Source organism: Caenimonas sedimenti, from assembly GCF_007833165.1.
Classification (GTDB): Bacteria; Pseudomonadota; Gammaproteobacteria; order Burkholderiales; family Burkholderiaceae_C; genus Ramlibacter; species Ramlibacter sedimenti.
Window position 1 is genome coordinate 300,818 of record NZ_VOBQ01000004.1, and the last position, 15,102, is coordinate 315,919.

General features: G+C 64.9%; 15 protein-coding genes and 1 tRNA gene. 11 read left to right on the plus strand and 5 right to left on the minus strand.

The window, feature by feature from the left end; translation table 11 throughout:
• The first annotated feature begins 74 nt into the window (after window positions 1-74).
• The 4 genes from FN976_RS06100 to FN976_RS06115 are packed head-to-tail and all read left to right on the plus strand — an operon-like array spanning window position 75 to window position 6,660.
• Window positions 75-1,790 (plus strand): FAD-dependent oxidoreductase, encoded by a 1,716-nt coding sequence (locus FN976_RS06100; protein ID WP_145892032.1) that lies wholly within the window; start codon window positions 75-77, stop codon window positions 1,788-1,790.
• A complete protein-coding gene (locus FN976_RS06105) occupies window positions 1,790-1,978 on the plus strand; it encodes a DUF2783 domain-containing protein (protein ID WP_145892034.1) in 189 nt (62 codons plus the stop codon). Before FN976_RS06100 ends, FN976_RS06105 begins: the two co-directional genes overlap by 1 nt.
• 9 nt (window positions 1,979-1,987) lie before the next feature.
• Window positions 1,988-4,801, plus strand: coding sequence for a valine--tRNA ligase (locus FN976_RS06110; protein WP_145892036.1), 2,814 nt, complete (start codon window positions 1,988-1,990; stop codon window positions 4,799-4,801).
• A gap of 56 nt (window positions 4,802-4,857) precedes the next feature.
• Entirely contained in the window at window positions 4,858-6,660 is a 1,803-nt protein-coding gene (locus FN976_RS06115) for a polysaccharide biosynthesis protein (protein WP_145892038.1), read from the plus strand.
• An 18-nt stretch (window positions 6,661-6,678) separates the two neighbouring features.
• Here the strand turns inward: FN976_RS06115 and FN976_RS06120 are convergent, their stop codons facing one another.
• Complete coding sequence (locus FN976_RS06120; protein ID WP_145892040.1) at window positions 6,679-7,692, minus strand: NAD(P)-dependent oxidoreductase; 1,014 nt, start codon at window positions 7,690-7,692, stop codon at window positions 6,679-6,681.
• 105 nt (window positions 7,693-7,797) lie between these two features.
• Between FN976_RS06120 and galU the strand changes: the two genes are divergently transcribed.
• Window positions 7,798-8,685 carry a UTP--glucose-1-phosphate uridylyltransferase GalU gene (galU, locus tag FN976_RS06125; protein WP_145892042.1) on the plus strand — a complete coding sequence of 296 codons (888 nt, stop codon included), beginning with the start codon at window positions 7,798-7,800 and terminating at the stop codon, window positions 8,683-8,685.
• Here the strand turns inward: galU and FN976_RS06130 are convergent.
• Complete coding sequence (locus FN976_RS06130) at window positions 8,682-8,909, minus strand: sulfurtransferase TusA family protein (RefSeq protein ID WP_145892044.1); 228 nt, start codon at window positions 8,907-8,909, stop codon at window positions 8,682-8,684. The genes galU and FN976_RS06130 overlap by 4 nt on opposite strands.
• A gap of 85 nt (window positions 8,910-8,994) precedes the next feature.
• Here FN976_RS06130 and gmd point away from each other — a divergent pair, with 85 nt between their 5' ends.
• Window positions 8,995-10,122 carry a GDP-mannose 4,6-dehydratase gene (gene gmd, locus FN976_RS06135; protein ID WP_145892046.1) on the plus strand — a complete coding sequence of 376 codons (1,128 nt, stop codon included), beginning with the start codon at window positions 8,995-8,997 and terminating at the stop codon, window positions 10,120-10,122.
• A complete protein-coding gene (gene fcl, locus FN976_RS06140) occupies window positions 10,119-11,084 on the plus strand; it encodes a GDP-L-fucose synthase (protein ID WP_145892048.1) in 966 nt (321 codons plus the stop codon). The genes gmd and fcl overlap by 4 nt, the downstream gene beginning before the upstream one ends.
• 13 nt (window positions 11,085-11,097) lie before the next feature.
• Here the strand turns inward: fcl and FN976_RS06145 are convergent, their stop codons facing one another.
• A complete protein-coding gene (locus FN976_RS06145; protein WP_145892050.1) occupies window positions 11,098-11,625 on the minus strand; it encodes an NUDIX hydrolase in 528 nt (175 codons plus the stop codon).
• Entirely contained in the window at window positions 11,622-12,539 is a 918-nt protein-coding gene (gene cysM, locus FN976_RS06150) for a cysteine synthase CysM (protein WP_145892052.1), read from the minus strand. The genes FN976_RS06145 and cysM overlap by 4 nt, the downstream gene beginning before the upstream one ends.
• A 41-nt stretch (window positions 12,540-12,580) precedes the next feature.
• Between cysM and FN976_RS06155 the strand changes: the two genes are divergently transcribed.
• The 4 genes from FN976_RS06155 (at window position 12,581) to galE (ending at window position 14,428) form a co-directional block, all read left to right on the plus strand.
• Window positions 12,581-12,667, plus strand: a tRNA-Leu gene (locus FN976_RS06155).
• An 18-nt stretch (window positions 12,668-12,685) separates the two neighbouring features.
• A complete protein-coding gene (locus FN976_RS06160; protein WP_145892054.1) occupies window positions 12,686-13,045 on the plus strand; it encodes a VanZ family protein in 360 nt (119 codons plus the stop codon).
• 152 nt (window positions 13,046-13,197) lie between these two features.
• Window positions 13,198-13,431, plus strand: coding sequence for a hypothetical protein (locus FN976_RS06165; RefSeq protein WP_145892056.1), 234 nt, complete (start codon window positions 13,198-13,200; stop codon window positions 13,429-13,431).
• 67 nt (window positions 13,432-13,498) lie between these two features.
• Window positions 13,499-14,428 carry a UDP-glucose 4-epimerase GalE gene (galE, locus tag FN976_RS06170; RefSeq protein WP_432417850.1) on the plus strand — a complete coding sequence of 310 codons (930 nt, stop codon included), beginning with the start codon at window positions 13,499-13,501 and terminating at the stop codon, window positions 14,426-14,428.
• Here the strand turns inward: galE and FN976_RS06175 are convergent.
• The gene (locus FN976_RS06175) at window positions 14,425-15,024 is read right to left on the minus strand and encodes a hypothetical protein (protein WP_145892059.1); all 600 of its coding nucleotides are present in this window, start codon (window positions 15,022-15,024) and stop codon (window positions 14,425-14,427) included. The genes galE and FN976_RS06175 overlap by 4 nt on opposite strands.
• Window positions 15,025-15,102 lie beyond the last annotated feature (78 nt).

A 15,102-nucleotide genomic window follows, 5' to 3' on the forward strand; every position in this document is an offset into this window, starting at 1 on the left:
CTTCCGGTTTTGAATGCATGAAAGCTCTGGATTCCCGCCTTCGCGGGAATGACGGAGGACAAGGAGACAAGCGCATGGCGGACAGCTACGCCGAGACGGCGTTCTCGAACGGCTACGAATTCACCCAGGGCACCGGCTATGTGCTGCCCGAATATCCGTTCCAGCCGCCACCCGAAATCGCGAGCGGGCAGGCCAGCCACCACCCGATCGTGATCGTCGGGGGCGGTATCGCAGGCCTCACGCTCGCCTGTGCCTTGGCACAACTCGGCATCCGCGCGGTGCTGCTCGACGAAGACAACACCGTCGGGGTGAAAGGCGCCTCGTCCCGCGGTATCTGCTACACGCAGAAGTCGCTGGAGATCTTCCAGCGGCTCGGCATCTACGAGCGGGTGGCGGCCAAGGGCATCCAGTGGAGCGTCGGGCGTACGTTCGCCGGCAACGACGAGGTGTATTCGTTCGACTTGCGCCAGCAAAGCGCCTACAACCTTTCCACCCAGCCGCCCTTCATCAACATCCAGCAGTTCTACATCGAGGGCTACCTCGTCGAGCGCATCTACGAGCTGGGCCATGTCGAGCTGCGCTGGAGCAGCCGGGTGACCGCCTTCTCGCAGGACAACGAATGCGCCACCCTCAGCGTGACCACGCCGGCTGGCGACTACCAGCTGCGCGCCGACCACGTGATCGACGCGACCGGTTCGCACAGCCCCTTCCGCAAGTGGGTCGGCGCCTCCGTGACGGCGAAGAAGGGCGACGACCGCTGGTGCATCGCCGATGTCCGCTTCACCAAGCGCCCGCCGGTGGAGCGCCACACCTGGATCGAGGCGCCTTTCAATGAGAACCGCGCGGTCTGGCAGCACCTGATGGGCGACAACGTCTGGCGCATCGACTACCAGATGGCACCTGACGCGGACCCCGCCCACGTGAGCCGCGAAGACGTGGTGCAGGAGCGCCTGGCCCGGCAATTCGGCGCCGATGCGGGCGTCGAGATCGTCTGGGTCGGCCCTTACGCCTACCGCAGCGAATGCGTGGACCGCATGCGCCACGGCCGGGTCTTCATGATCGGCGATTCGGCCAAGGTGGTCAGCCCGTTCGGCGCGCGTGGCGGCAACACCGGCATTGCCGATGCGGATAACCTGGCCTGGAAGCTTGCGGCCGTGCTCAAGGGGCGCGCCGCGCCGGCCCTGCTGGACAGCTACCACGACGAGCGCCACGAAGCGGCGAAGCAGAACGTGCTGGTCACCAACCGCACGGCGCGCTTCCTTCGCCCTGGGTCGCCGGTCGAGAAGATGTTCCGGGACGCGGCGCTGGGCCTGGCCAAGCAGCACGCGTTCGCCCGCCAGTTCGTCAACACGGGGCGCATGGCGATCGCCAATCCCTACACGCAGTCGGCCGCCTGCGACCGCACGGGGGGCCAGTCGGTGCAGAACGTGGCTTTCCAGTGGCCGGACGGGTCGCGGGGCGAGGTGAACCAGCTCCTGCGCTGGGCCGATGGCCGGCTGCTGCTGTTGCTGTTCGGCGGCGCCCCGCCCGCGGCCCTGGAGCGGCTGCACAGCCTGGCGGAAACGGCGCCGGTCTGCTGCGTGCAGGTGGTCGGCCCGGACGACCGACCGGAGGCACGCGAACATGTGCTGGACCCCAAGGGCCACCTGCAGGGCGCCTGCCATGTGTTTGGGCACGCCTGGGCCCTCGTGCGCCCGGACGCGTATGTGGCCGCCACGGGCGAGAGCGTCGACGCCGCGCTGGTGCATGCGGTCGGCCGGTCGCTCGGCGCGGCGCTGGGGGAAGCGTGATGAAGACCACCCTGAACCTGCAGGACGCCGACGGCTTCTACGAACTGCTGCTCGATGCGCATGAAGGGCTGGCCAAGGAACAGTCCGACCTGCTGAACGCCCGCCTGATCCTGCTGCTGGCCAACCAGGTCGGCGATGCGAAGGTGCTGAAGGAGTGCGTGCAGGCCGCGAAGGACCTGCCCCGGTAAAATTCCGGGGTGAGCAACAAGCAACCTGGGCTGGACAGCCTCTCCAAGTCTTTCGAACCCGCCGCCATCGAGGCGAAGTGGGGACCGCTGTGGGAACAGCGTGGTTACGCACGGGCGGGCTACCGCGGCACCGGGGCGCCCAAGGACGGCGAGCCGTCCTTTGCCATCCAGCTGCCACCGCCGAACGTGACGGGCACCCTGCACATGGGCCACGCGTTCAACCAGACCATCATGGACAGCCTGACCCGCTACCACCGGATGCGGGGCAACAACACGCTGTGGGTGCCGGGCACGGATCACGCGGGTATCGCCACGCAGATCGTCGTCGAGCGCCAGTTGCAGGAGCAGGGCCAGAGCCGCCACGACCTGGGCCGCCCCGACTTCGTGAAGAAGGTCTGGGAATGGAAAGAGAAGTCCGGCAACATCATCACCACGCAGATGCGCCGCATGGGCGACAGCGTGGACTGGACGCACGAGTACTTCACGATGGACGAGAAGCTCTCGGCCATCGTCACTCAGACCTTCGTGCAGCTTTATGAGCAGGGCCTCATCTATCGCGGCAAGCGGCTGGTGAACTGGGACCCCGAACTGAAGACCGCCGTGAGCGACCTGGAGGTCGAAAGCGAGGAGGAAGACGGCTACCTCTGGCACATCCGGTATCCCTTGGCTGAAGGCAATGGCCACCTGACGGTGGCGACGACGCGCCCCGAAACCATGCTGGGCGACACCGCCGTGATGGTGCACCCCGAGGACGAGCGCTACCGCCACCTCGTCGGCAAGTTCGTGAAGCTGCCGCTCTGTGACCGCGATATCCCGGTCATTGCCGACGAGTACGTCGACCGCGCCTTCGGCACCGGCGTCGTGAAGGTCACGCCGGCGCACGACCCCAACGACTACGCGGTCGGCCAGCGCCATGGCTTGCCGATGATCGGCGTGCTGAATCTCGATGCCACGATCAACGACAACGCGCCCGCCGCGTATCGCGGCCTGGACCGTTTCGTGGCGCGCAAGAAAGTGGTGGCCGACCTCGAAGCGCAAGGGCTGCTCGAAGAGACGAAGAAGCACAAGCTGATGGTGCCGCGCTGCGCTCGCACCGGCCAGGTCGTGGAGCCCATGCTCACCGACCAGTGGTTCGTGGCCACCACCAAGGTCAGCCCGCAGGACCCGACCGGCAAGTCGATCGCCCAGAAGGCGATCGATGCGGTGCAGTCCGGCGAGGTGAAATTCGTGCCCGAGAACTGGGTCAACACGTACAACCAGTGGATGAACAACATCCAGGACTGGTGCATCTCGCGGCAGCTCTGGTGGGGTCACCAGATTCCCGCCTGGTATGACGAACAGGGCAAGGTCTACGTCGCGCGCGACGAAGCTTCGGCGCAGGCGCAGGCCCCCGGCAAGAAGCTCACGCGTGACCCGGACGTGCTCGACACCTGGTATTCGTCGGCGCTGGTGCCGTTCTCCACGCTCGGCTGGCCGGAAAAGACGAAGGAGATGGACCTGTACCTGCCTTCGTCGGTGCTCGTCACCGGCTACGAGATCATCTTCTTCTGGGTGGCCCGGATGATCATGATGACCACGCACTTCACTGGCCAGGTGCCTTTCCGCCACGTGTACATCCACGGGATGGTGCGCGACAGCGAAGGCAAGAAGATGAGCAAGTCGGAGGGCAATGTGGTCGACCCGGTGGACCTGATCCAGGGCGCCGATCTGGACACCCTGGTCCACAAGTCGACCGTCGGCCTGCGCCGCCCGGAGACCGCACCCAAGGTCGCGGCTCGCGTGAAAAAGGAGTTCCCCGAAGGCATGCCGGCCTATGGCGCCGATGCCTTGCGCTTCACGATGGCGAGCTACGCCAGCCTCGGCCGCAACATCAACTTCGACACCAAGCGCTGCGAGGGCTATCGCAACTTCTGCAACAAGCTCTGGAATGCGACGCGCTTCGTGCTGATGAATTGCGAGGGGCAGGACCTGGCGGAAGCCGGCGCGACACTGACGCCGGCCGACCGGTGGATCATCTCGCTGCTGCAGCGCACCGAAGCGGAAGTCGCCAGGGGCTTCGCCGAGTACCGCCTCGACAACGTCGCCAACACCATCTACCAGTTCATCTGGGACGAGTACTGCGACTGGTACCTGGAAATCGCCAAGGTGCAGATCCAGGCCGGAAGCGCTGAGCAGCAGCGCGGCACGCGCCGCACGCTCATCCGCGTGCTGGAAGCGATCCTGCGCCTGGCGCACCCTGTCATCCCCTTCATCACCGAGGAACTCTGGCAGAAGGTAGCCCCGGTCGCGGGCAAGGCCGGCGAGAGCATCAGCGTCGCGCCCTACCCCGAAACCAACGCCGCGAACATCGACGCGGCTGCCGAAGCCTGGATGGCGAAGCTGAAAGCCGTGGTGGACGCCAGCCGCAACCTGCGCGGCGAGATGAACGTGTCGCCGGGCACGCGTCTGCCAGCCTACGTGCTGGGTGATGCGGGGTTCATCCGCGAGGCGGCACCCGTGCTCCAGTCGCTCGCCAAGCTGAACGAAGTGAAGGTCTTCGACGACGAGGCCGCATGGGCCGCGGCGGCGCAGGCCGCCCCGGTGGCGGTGGTGGGCGACGCGCGCCTCTGCCTGTTCATGGAGATCGATGCCGCCGCCGAGAAGCTGCGCATCAACAAGGAAATCGTCCGGGTGGATGGCGAACTCGCCAAGGCGAACGGAAAGCTTTCGAATGAGGCTTTCGTGGCCAAGGCGCCGCCGGCAGTCATCGAGGAGATGCGCAGGCGCGTCGCCGACTTCACCGCACTGTTGGAGAAGCTGCGCGATCAGTTGAAGCGCTTGTAGTGCGCATGCGGGGCTGCCGGGGATAGCGCTGTGGAGCCGCATGGGAGAATCCTGTCATGGGAAAGCCTTTCCTGGCCCGGGTGGGCATCGACATGGCCCTGGTCCTGGCCGCGTGGTGGCTCGCCTTCTGGCTGCGCTTCAACCTGGAGTTGCTAGATCCGTACAGGGAGCTGGCCTTGCTGTCCGCCCCCATCTGCTTCCTCGCATTCGCCGCTGGCTTGTGGCTGGCGCGCGCCTATCGCCACGTCTGGACTTTTGCCGGGCTGCAGGAATTGCGGCAGTTGGTCGTTGGCGTCCTGCTCGGTTCGACGTTGACGGCGGCATCCGTTCTCATGCTGCGGCTGCCGGACTTCCCGCGGTCGGTGCTCGTGCTGCATCCGGTGCTGGCGCTCCTGCTGCTGGGCGGCGCGCGAGCCACGTGGCGGACGGTGGCGGAAGGCCGCCGAGGAAACCACGGCGGTACGCCCGTGGTGGTGGTCGGCGCGTTGCAGGATGCCGCGGCCGCCGTGCGAACGCTCAAGGATTCAAAGCGCTGGCGGCCCGTGGCCATCGCCTCCCCCATTGACGCCGAGACGGGACGCTCGCTGCAGGACGTGCCCGTGAAGGGCGACATCGCTGAGCTCGCGGACATCTGCCAATTGATGGGAGCGACCACCGCCATCATTGCCAGCCCACCCGGCTCCAACGACAGGCGCACCGCCCTGCTGGCCGCGGCGGACGCGCGCATCACGCTGCTGACGATGCCGCGTGCCGACGAGTGGCTGCGTTCCGAATCCGCCGAGCCGCGCAAGGTCGAACTGGAAGATTTGCTGGGCCGCGTGCCCGTCTCGCTGGACGTGGCTGGTCTGTCGGAGCTGTTCGCGGGCCAGGTGGTGCTGGTGACGGGAGCCGGCGGTTCCATCGGCTCCGAACTGTGCCGGCAGATCGCTCGCTTCGGCGTGGTGCGCCTGGTTTGCGTGGATGCGTCGGAATACGCCATCTACCAGCTGGAGCAGGAGTTGCGACAGGCGCACCCGCAGATGCATGGCGCCTACTACACCGCGAACGTGCGGGAATTCGACCGGCTGCGCGCCTTGTGCGAAAAGCACCGTCCTGCCGTCGTGTTTCATGCGGCCGCCTACAAGCATGTCCCGTTGATGGAGGAAGACAACGAAATCGAGGCGCTGCGCACCAATGTGGCCGGCACTCTCAACGCCGCGAAAGCGGCCGCGGCATGCGGGGCCAGGCGTTTCGTGATGATCTCCACCGACAAGGCCGTCAATCCGACGAACGTGATGGGCGCAAGCAAGCGCCTGGCCGAACTGTTGGTGCAGTCGGTGGCGGCGGGGGAACCCGGCACGCAATTCGTGTCGGTGCGCTTCGGGAATGTGCTGGGATCCAGCGGCTCCGTGGTGCCCCTCTTCACCACGCAGATCGCACGCGGTGGGCCGCTGACGGTGACACACCCTGACATCGTGCGCTACTTCATGACGATTCCCGAGGCCGCGCAGCTGGTGCTGCAGGCGGGCTTGATGGGCCGGTCGGGGCAGATTTTCGTGCTGGACATGGGCGAACCGGTGAAGATCGTGGATCTGGCGCGCATGCTGATCCGGCTCTCCGGCAAGACGGAACAGGACATTCCCATCACCTACTCCGGATTGCGGCCAGGCGAGAAGCTCTACGAGGAACTGATGGCCAACGACGAAACGACCGAGCCCACCCCTCATGCCAAGCTGCGCATCGCCAAATCGAGCGGGGCGCCGCCGCAGGTCGAGAATGTCACGCGCTGGCTGGCGGAAGCCGGGCCGGCCCCGGAGCCGCAGGCGGTGCGGGACTGGCTGCGCAGCTATGTGCCCGAGTATTCGCCTCGGGGCAGTTGAACCCACACCGCGACGACCTCACCGGATGATGAATTTGGGGCCCGTGCTCTCGCCGTCCTGTGGGTTCGCGTCCAGGCCCATCATGCCGCTATTGAGCTGATCGAACCCTGTATTGCCGGGGTGCGACAGGGTTTCGTGGATGCGGTGGGCCACATACCAGCTGGCGCGCACGCGCGATTCCCTGGTGTGGGAACCCAGCCGCGGGGTCAGGAACAGGTTGCTCAGTTCGTGCAGTGGCGAACCCTTGGAGGCAAAGCCTGCCTCCGCGCCATCGAGCAAGGCGGCTTCGATGCGGCCATCCGTCAGCGCCGACGCAAACGCGTTCGCGTCGAACAGCGACGACCGGCTGATGCCCACCCAGACCTGCCCGGGCTTGCAATGCGCCAGCACCTTGTCGTTCACAAAGCCGTTGTAGCGCGACGCGTACATCACCTGCACCGACACGGCATCGGATTGCCCCATGACCTCGGCCAGGCTGACGGGCTGGATCCGAAGGCGGCCCCAGATCGGGGCGGTGTGGTGCACCGCCGGGTCGTAGCCGATCAGCCGCGCGCCCAAGCCATGCAGCATGAGCGCTAAGGTATGGGCCGTGGGTGCCAATCCCAGCAGGCCGACCACGCTGCCATTGAGCTCGCGGCCCAGCCGGATGTCGGCGTGCCGGTCACCGATCAGCGAGGAACCGATGCCGCGCCGAAACAGCAGCAACAGGCCGGCCAGGAGGTATTCCGCATTGGATCGCACGCTCGCCGTCGTCGCCTGGATCACCCGCACTTTCCGCTCGCGGCAGGCCTCCAGGTCGGTGTTGTCGCTGCCCACATGCATGCGGGCCACGGCTCTCAGCAAAGGGGCGAAATCGAGGAACTCGCGGGTGACGACCTGCTTGCGGGGCAGCACGACCGCCTGCGCCTTGTAGACGGCCTTGCGCAAGGCGCTGGCGTCGTTGGCCAGCTCCGGGCGGCACTCGACCAAGTGCCTGGCCTCCAGCCAGGCCTGGGCTTCGGGGACCAGCCGTTCGAGCAGCAAAATGTCCAACTGATTCGACCTTGTTACAACAGAAAACTGAGCAAACCGTAAGGTAGATGGCAGGCGCCGGTGGAAAACTGGGCAAACTGTAGCCAGTCTCGGGAGTTTCAGTCGATGAAAAAAGTCACAAAGATTAACAAAGCCGTGTTTCCTGTTGCAGGATTGGGAACGCGGTTCCTGCCCGCGACGAAGGCGCAGCCCAAGGAAATGCTGCCCATCGTCGACAAGCCGCTGATTCAGTACGCCGTCGAGGAGGCGTACGACGCCGGCATCCGACACATGATCTTTGTGACCGGCCGGAACAAGCGGGCCATCGAGGACCACTTCGACACGGCTTACGAGCTGGAAAGTGAGCTGGAGGCTTCGGGCAAGAAGGAGTTGCTCTCGCTGGTTCGCTCCCTGGCCCCGGACGACATGGACTTTTCGTACGTGCGCCAGCCGCGTTCCTTGGGACTGGGCCATGCGGTTCTATGCGCGCAGCCGCTGGTGGGCGATGAACCTTTTGCCGTGTTGCTCGCCGATGACCTGATGTGCGGTCCGGAGGGCAGCGCGGGGGTGCTCGCTCAAATGGTGGAAGTATTCCAAGAGACGCCCCGATCGATTTTGGCCGTGCAGGAAGTGCCGTTGGAGCACGTGCGCCGCTACGGGATCGTCGCGGGTGACAAACAAGGCGAGCGCCTCGTCAAGGTATCGCGCATGGTGGAAAAGCCATCACCCGAAACGGCGCCGTCCCGCCTCGGGGTTGCCGGCCGCTATCTCTTGACCCCAGCGGTCTTCGAAAAGATCCGCAGCCAGCCCCGTGGTAGCGGCGGCGAAATCCAGCTCACCGACGGCATCGCGCAGCTGATCGCCACCGAGGGGGTCTACGCCTTCCTTTACGAGGGCAAGCGCTACGACTGCGGCAGCAAGCAAGGCTTCCTGGAAGCCACCGTGGAGTTCGCGCTGAAGCACCCAGAGGTGGGGCCTGCGTTCCGCGAATACCTGGCCGCGCTGAAGAACTAGCGCCGGCGCAGCACGTGGACGAATTCGCCGTCTACCGTCTGCTGCTCGACCAGCTCGTTGCCGGTCTGCTTGGAGAAAGCCTGGAAATCCCGGAGTGAACCGCCGTCGGTGGAGACGACCTTGAGCAATTGGCCGCTCTGCATCTCCGTCAACGCCTTCTTGGCCTTCAGGATGGGCAGGGGGCAATTCAGGCCACGGGTGTCGAGTTCCTTGTCGATCTGCATGTAAGCCTTCGAGAATTCGCAATTCTAAAGAAACGAGGTCGCACATCCTGTCACATAATTGCAGTCAAGCACAGGGACTTCACCAATGACAAAGCGCGCACTCATTACTGGAGTGACCGGACAAGACGGATCCTACCTCGCCGAATTCCTGCTGGAGAAAGGCTACGAAGTCCATGGCATCAAGCGCCGGTCTTCCATGTTCAACACGGGGCGCATCGACCACATCTACCAGGACCCGCACGTCGACAACAAGCGGTTCATCCTGCACTACGGGGACCTGACGGACAGCTCCAACCTCACGCGCATCATGCAGGAAGTGCGGCCGGACGAGGTTTACAACCTGGGCGCGCAGTCGCACGTGGCCGTGAGTTTCGAGGCACCTGAATACACGGCCGATGTGGATGGCATGGGCACGCTGCGGTTGCTGGAAGCCATCCGGCTCCTGGGGCTCAAAGACAAGACGCGCTTCTACCAGGCATCGACCTCCGAGCTCTACGGGCTGGTGCAAGAAACTCCCCAGAAGGAAACGACGCCGTTCTATCCCCGTTCCCCCTATGCCGTGGCGAAGCTCTACGCCTACTGGATCACGGTGAACTATCGCGAGGCCTATGGCCTGTACGCGTGCAACGGAATCCTGTTCAACCACGAGTCCCCGCGCCGGGGCGAAACCTTCGTCACCCGCAAGATCACGCGCGGGCTTTGCAACATCGCGCAGGGGCTCGAGCAGTGCCTCTTCATGGGCAACATGGATTCGCTGCGCGACTGGGGGCACGCCAAGGACTATGTGCGCATGCAGTGGATGATGCTGCAGCAATCGGAAGCGCGCGATTTCGTGATCGCGACCGGCAAGCAGTTTTCGGTGCGCGATTTCATCCGCATGTCGGCAAGCAACCTCGGTATCGAACTGCGCTTCGAGGGTGCTGGCATCGAAGAGAAGGGCATCGTGGCTGCTGTGCGCGGCGACGACGCGCCGGCAGTGAAGCCCGGGGACGTGCTCGTCGCGGTGGACCCACGCTACTTCCGTCCGGCGGAAGTGGAAACCCTCCTCGGCGACCCGACGCTGGCCAAGGAGAAACTCGGCTGGACGCCGGAGGTCTCCACCGAATCCATGTGCCAGGAGATGGTGGCCGCGGACCTGGCCGAGGCCAAGCGCCATGCATTGCTGCGCTCGCACGGATACCACCTGCCCGTGTCCGTGGAGAATGCCTCGTGACAGCGGGCGCCATCTTCGTGGCGGGGCACCGTGGGATGGTCGGTTCGGCCATCGTGCGGCGTCTGCGAGCGTTAGGGCGCGAGAACATCGTCACGGCGGGGCGCGACGAGGCGGACCTGACGCGCCAGGAGCAAGTCGAGGCTTTTTTCGAGCGCCATGCGATCGAGCAGGTGTACCTGGCGGCGGCCAAGGTGGGCGGCATCCATGCCAACAACACCTACCCCGCGCAGTTCATCTACGAGAACCTCATGATCGAGTGCAACGTGATCCACACGGCGCACAAGGCCGGCGTGCAGAAACTGTTGCTGCTCGGCTCCTCATGCATCTATCCCCGTGCCGTGGCGCAGCCGATGCGCGAGGACGCGTTGCTCACAGGTGTGCTCGAACCCACCAACGAGCCCTACGCGGTGGCGAAGATCGCCGGGATCAAGCTGTGCGAAAGCTACAACCGCGAGTACGGGCGCGACTACCGCAGCGTGATGCCGACCAACCTGTACGGCCCCAACGACAATTTCCACCCCGAGAACAGCCACGTGATCCCGGCGCTCATGCGCCGTTTTCACGAGGCCGCGCGCAATGGCCAGGAGGAGGTTGTTGTCTGGGGCAGCGGCAAGCCGATGCGAGAATTCCTGCACGTGGACGACATGGCGGCCGCTTCCGTGCACGTGATGGACCTGGCGTTCGACACCTACCGCGCGAACACCGACCCCATGCTTTCGCACATCAACGTGGGCACAGGCGTCGATTGCACCATCCGCGAGCTGGCGGAAACCGTGGCCGAAGTGACCGGGTTCAAGGGACGGCTGGTTTTCGATGCCTCCAAGCCGGACGGCACGGCGCGCAAGCTGATGGACGTGGCCAAGCTGGAACGCATGGGGTGGAAAGCCACCATTCCGTTGGCTGATGGCATGCGGCAGACCTATCGGTGGTTTCTCGAACACGCCGAGGCGGTTCGAAGCTGATCCCTGCGCCTGTTCAACCCCGCCGGAATTCCACGAACTCCGGCTCGTAGCCCTTGCCGCGCAGCCACTCGGCCAGCGCATAGCCTGTGCCGGCCGGCCAGCACTTGACCTCGTCGTACGCATACAGCTTGTAGTCGACGAGTTCGGGCGAGAGCGACACCTCGCCCTCGCAACGCGCGTGATAGGCGATGATCACCTGGTTCATCCGCTGGAAGTCATAGACGCCGATCAGGTTGAGCTCCAGGGTTTGGAGATTCGTCTCTTCCTTGATTTCCCGCTGGATGCCTTCCTGCGGCGTTTCACCGGCCTCCATGAAGCCGGTGATCAGCGCGTACATCTTCCCCGCCCAGGCGGCATTGCGCGCCAGCAGCACCTTGTCCTGGTACTGGATGACCGCCGCGAGCACGGGCGTCGGGTTGTTCCAATGCGTCCAGCCGCAAGCCACGCAGCGCAACCGCTGCTTCTCGCCGCCGTCTTCGAGCTGGCCGATCCACTCCAGCGCTGTCGCGCACTGGGGGCAGAATTTGAAGTCGCCGGTCATGCCGGAAACACCCCGGTCGACAGGTAGCGGTCGCCGCGGTCGCACACCACAAACACGATCGTGGCGTTCTCGACCTTCTGCGCGATCTGCTGCGCAACCCAGCAGGCCCCGGCCGCGGAAATGCCGGCGAAGATGCCTTCCTCGCGAGCGAGCCGCCGGCACATTTCCTCGGCATCGTCCTGGCTCACGTAGACCAGCTCGTCCACCGTGGTCGCGTCGTAGATCTTCGGCAGGTATTCCTGCGGCCACTTGCGGATGCCCGGGATGCGCGAGCCTTCGCTCGGCTGGGCGCCCACGATGCGAATGCCGGCGTTCTTCTCCTTGAGGAAACGCGAGACGCCGGTGATGGTGCCGGTGGTGCCCATCGCGCTGACGAAATGCGTGATGCGCCCCTGCGTCTGGTCCCACAGTTCCGGGCCGGTGGTCTCGTAGTGGATCCGCGGGTTGTCGGCGTTGGCGAACTGGTCCAGCACGCGGCCTTTGCCCTCGCGCTGCATGTTCTCGGCCAGGTCGCGGGCGTACTCCATGCCGCCGCTCTTGGGGGTGAGCAGCAGCTCGGCGCCGAAGGCCTTCATGGTCTGCGCCCGCTCGACCGACAGGTCCTCCGGCATGATCAGCACCATGCGGTAGCCCTTGATGGCCGCCGCCATCGCCAGCGCGATGCCCGTGTTGCCGGAGGTAGCTTCGATCAGCGTGTCGCCCGGCTTGATGTCGCCCCGCTCCTCTGCGCGCTTGATCATCGAGAGCGCCGGCCTGTCCTTGACGGAACCCGCCGGGTTGTTGCCTTCGAGCTTGCCCAGGATGACGTTGCCACGCTTGGCGTTGTCGGCGGCGCCGATGCGCTGCAGGGCCACCAGCGGCGTCTTGCCGATGGCGTCCTCGATGGTGGGATAGTTGTTCGTTGCGTTGCCCATCCACGTCACTGTGCCATAATTTCCGGCTGCCTTCACCCGCTGCCGGAGTGGCGAAATCGGTAGACGCAGCAGACTCAAAATCTGCCGGTGGCAACACCGTGCCGGTTCGATTCCGGCCTCCGGCACCAATCCTTCTCGTACAGACCTTGAACAGGTACCTGGCGCTCGCCTTGCTCATCGCCGCCTTGCTGGCGGGCACAGCCATGCCAGGCGACCTGAAGGCGGAGATCGAAGGGCAATTGTGGCAAACCATCCCCTGGTCCGCCACCGCGCATTTTGTACTCTTCGCGTTGATCGCTCTTTGCCCTGTCTACGGCCGGGGCGCTTGGACCGTGATGCGGATTTTTGCCTTGGCCCTGCTCTTGGCCATGGTGACGGAGTTGCTCCAATCCCTGATTCCAGGGCGGCACCCGCTGGTGCGCGATGTGTTCATCGACTTGTCCGGCACATGCATCGGCGTACTTCTTCGTACCGTGATGCAGAGTTCACCCTCAAAAGGTGCGTAGCTGCGTGGCGGCTTCGCGTCAAAAAAGCCATCGCAAAACCGCCGCGCGAGCGCTACAGTTCGGGTTGAGAGAAGACACCCGGCCTGAACGCAAGCCCAAGCCGAGGCAAGAAGACAAGACCCAACAACAAGGCTTGCTTGGCGGAGCGAGGGATGCAGATCTTTCTGAAGTCGTGCGACCAGTGCGACTTTTCCGAGGTGGGCCGACTGCCTCGCACGTGGTGGATGCGGTTGATTCCGAAGCTTCGACACTATGACTGCAAGAAGTGCAAGCAGTCTTTCCTGGCGCCCAAGCGCCTGGTGGAGGAGCGGCAGTGGATGACCACGACCTTGAAAAACTTCCGTGTGCCTACCGGGCCCGGCGCCGTGGAGAACAAGGTTCGCTGAGCGCGAGGCTACACTCGAACGCATGAAAGTCTTGGTAGTAGGCGGGGCGGGCTACATCGGCTCGCATATGGTCAAGGCGCTGCATGCGGACGGCGCGGATGTGATCACACTCGATGACCTCTCCTCAGGCCACGCCGACGCCGTGCTCCACGGTCAGGTAGTTCGAGGCAGCATCGCCGACACGGCATTGCTTCAGCGCGTCTTCTCGGCCCACAGGTTCGACGCCGTCATGCACTTCGCCTCCTTCATCCAGGTGGGCGAGTCGGTCCGCGACCCCGCGCCCTATTACCGAAACAACGTGCTGAACACGCAGAACCTGCTGGAGGCGATGCTGGCGCACGGAGTCAAGCGCTTCGTCTTTTCCTCCACCGCCGCAGTGTTCGGGGAACCGGCCTACACACCCATCGACGAGAAGCACCCGCTGGCCCCCATCAACCCCTACGGCTGGTCCAAGCTGATGGTGGAGCAGATGCTGCAGGATTACCGGCGGGCTTACGGCATGGCGTCCGTGTGCCTGCGGTATTTCAACGCGGCGGGAGCCGACCCGGACGGAGAACTGGGCGAACGGCATGAACCTGAAACCCACCTGATCCCACTGGTGCTGCAGGCGGCGGCCGGGCGGCGGCCGCACATCACGATCTTCGGCGACGACTACGACACGTTAGACGGCACCTGCGTCCGCGACTACGTGCACGTGACTGACCTGTGCAGCGCGCATCTGCTCGCTTTGCGGCGGCTGACCGCGGGCGATGCCGGTGGCCGCTTCAACTTGGGCAACGGCGAAGGCTTTTCGGTGCAGCAGGTGATCGCGACCGCCCGTCAGGTGACAGGGCGAGACATTCCGGTGCGCGTGGAAAGCCGGCGCGAAGGCGACCCGGCACGGCTGGTGGCCGACGCCGGCGAGGCGAGGCGGATCCTGGGCTGGGCCCCCCGCCATGCCGATCTGGCCGCGATCATTCGCGACGCCTGGGCCTGGGAGCGGCGCTCGAGCCCCTAAGTGCCAGATACACGCGCAACGGGGACGGTGGCAATGACGCGCCCACCAATCAGCACCTGCCCCGTGGAAGTGACGCTCACATTGATCGGCCGGCCGCGCGAAATGGCCAAGGCCAGCTTCAAGGTAGCCGCGCGGGACAGCGGCTGACTGTTGGCCGGCATGTTCTGGAGGATGATCGAGAGCGTGCACGGATCGATCCTGATCTGGCTCCCGAGCGACAACGCATGACCTGCGGGGAATGTGGACGCCTTGATCAGGAAGATGCACGAGCCGAACGTGGTCTCGCCCGAGGCCGTGAAACCGCCCGACGAAATCGAGAAACCCGGGTTGGTCGCCGACCCGCCTGTGCCCGTGCCGGTTGCGCTGGTCGTCGTGCCGGTAAATGCGATGGTGGTGGTGACCGTCGTCCCCAGATCAGGCACTGCGTTGAATTCGAAAGCCTCGGACTGGACAGCGGCGGCCACCTCAGTATTCATCGGGGCGACGGCTTCCGCGGAGGCCACCACGACGGGCGTGTCGTCACCTCCACCGCCGCACGACGCCAACACGACGGCGCCGACAAGCACCAGGACAAGCCTAATAAGCTTCTTCGTCATTTTCTGTTCTCCCGGAAGGATGAGAGACGTTAGCCGAAACGAAGAGGCCGGTAAACCTATTCGGCATGCGAATGCCGT

Excerpts from the sequence above, each read along its gene's own strand:
- FN976_RS06115 (WP_145892038.1), top strand. The coding sequence starts at position 4,858 with ATGGGAAAGCCTTTCCTGGCCCGGGTGGGCATCGACATGGCCCTGGTC.
- galU (WP_145892042.1), top strand. The coding sequence starts at position 7,798 with ATGAAAAAAGTCACAAAGATTAACAAAGCCGTGTTTCCTGTTGCAGGA.
- cysM (WP_145892052.1), bottom strand. The coding sequence starts at position 12,539 with ATGGGCAACGCAACGAACAACTATCCCACCATCGAGGACGCCATCGGC.
- FN976_RS06165 (WP_145892056.1), top strand. The coding sequence starts at position 13,198 with ATGCAGATCTTTCTGAAGTCGTGCGACCAGTGCGACTTTTCCGAGGTG.
- FN976_RS06130 (WP_145892044.1), bottom strand. The coding sequence starts at position 8,909 with ATGCAGATCGACAAGGAACTCGACACCCGTGGCCTGAATTGCCCCCTG.
- galE (WP_432417850.1), top strand. The coding sequence starts at position 13,499 with ATGGTCAAGGCGCTGCATGCGGACGGCGCGGATGTGATCACACTCGAT.
- gmd (WP_145892046.1), top strand. The coding sequence starts at position 8,995 with ATGACAAAGCGCGCACTCATTACTGGAGTGACCGGACAAGACGGATCC.
- FN976_RS06175 (WP_145892059.1), bottom strand. The coding sequence starts at position 15,024 with ATGACGAAGAAGCTTATTAGGCTTGTCCTGGTGCTTGTCGGCGCCGTC.
- FN976_RS06100 (WP_145892032.1), top strand. The coding sequence starts at position 75 with ATGGCGGACAGCTACGCCGAGACGGCGTTCTCGAACGGCTACGAATTC.
- FN976_RS06145 (WP_145892050.1), bottom strand. The coding sequence starts at position 11,625 with ATGACCGGCGACTTCAAATTCTGCCCCCAGTGCGCGACAGCGCTGGAG.
- FN976_RS06105 (WP_145892034.1), top strand. The coding sequence starts at position 1,790 with ATGAAGACCACCCTGAACCTGCAGGACGCCGACGGCTTCTACGAACTG.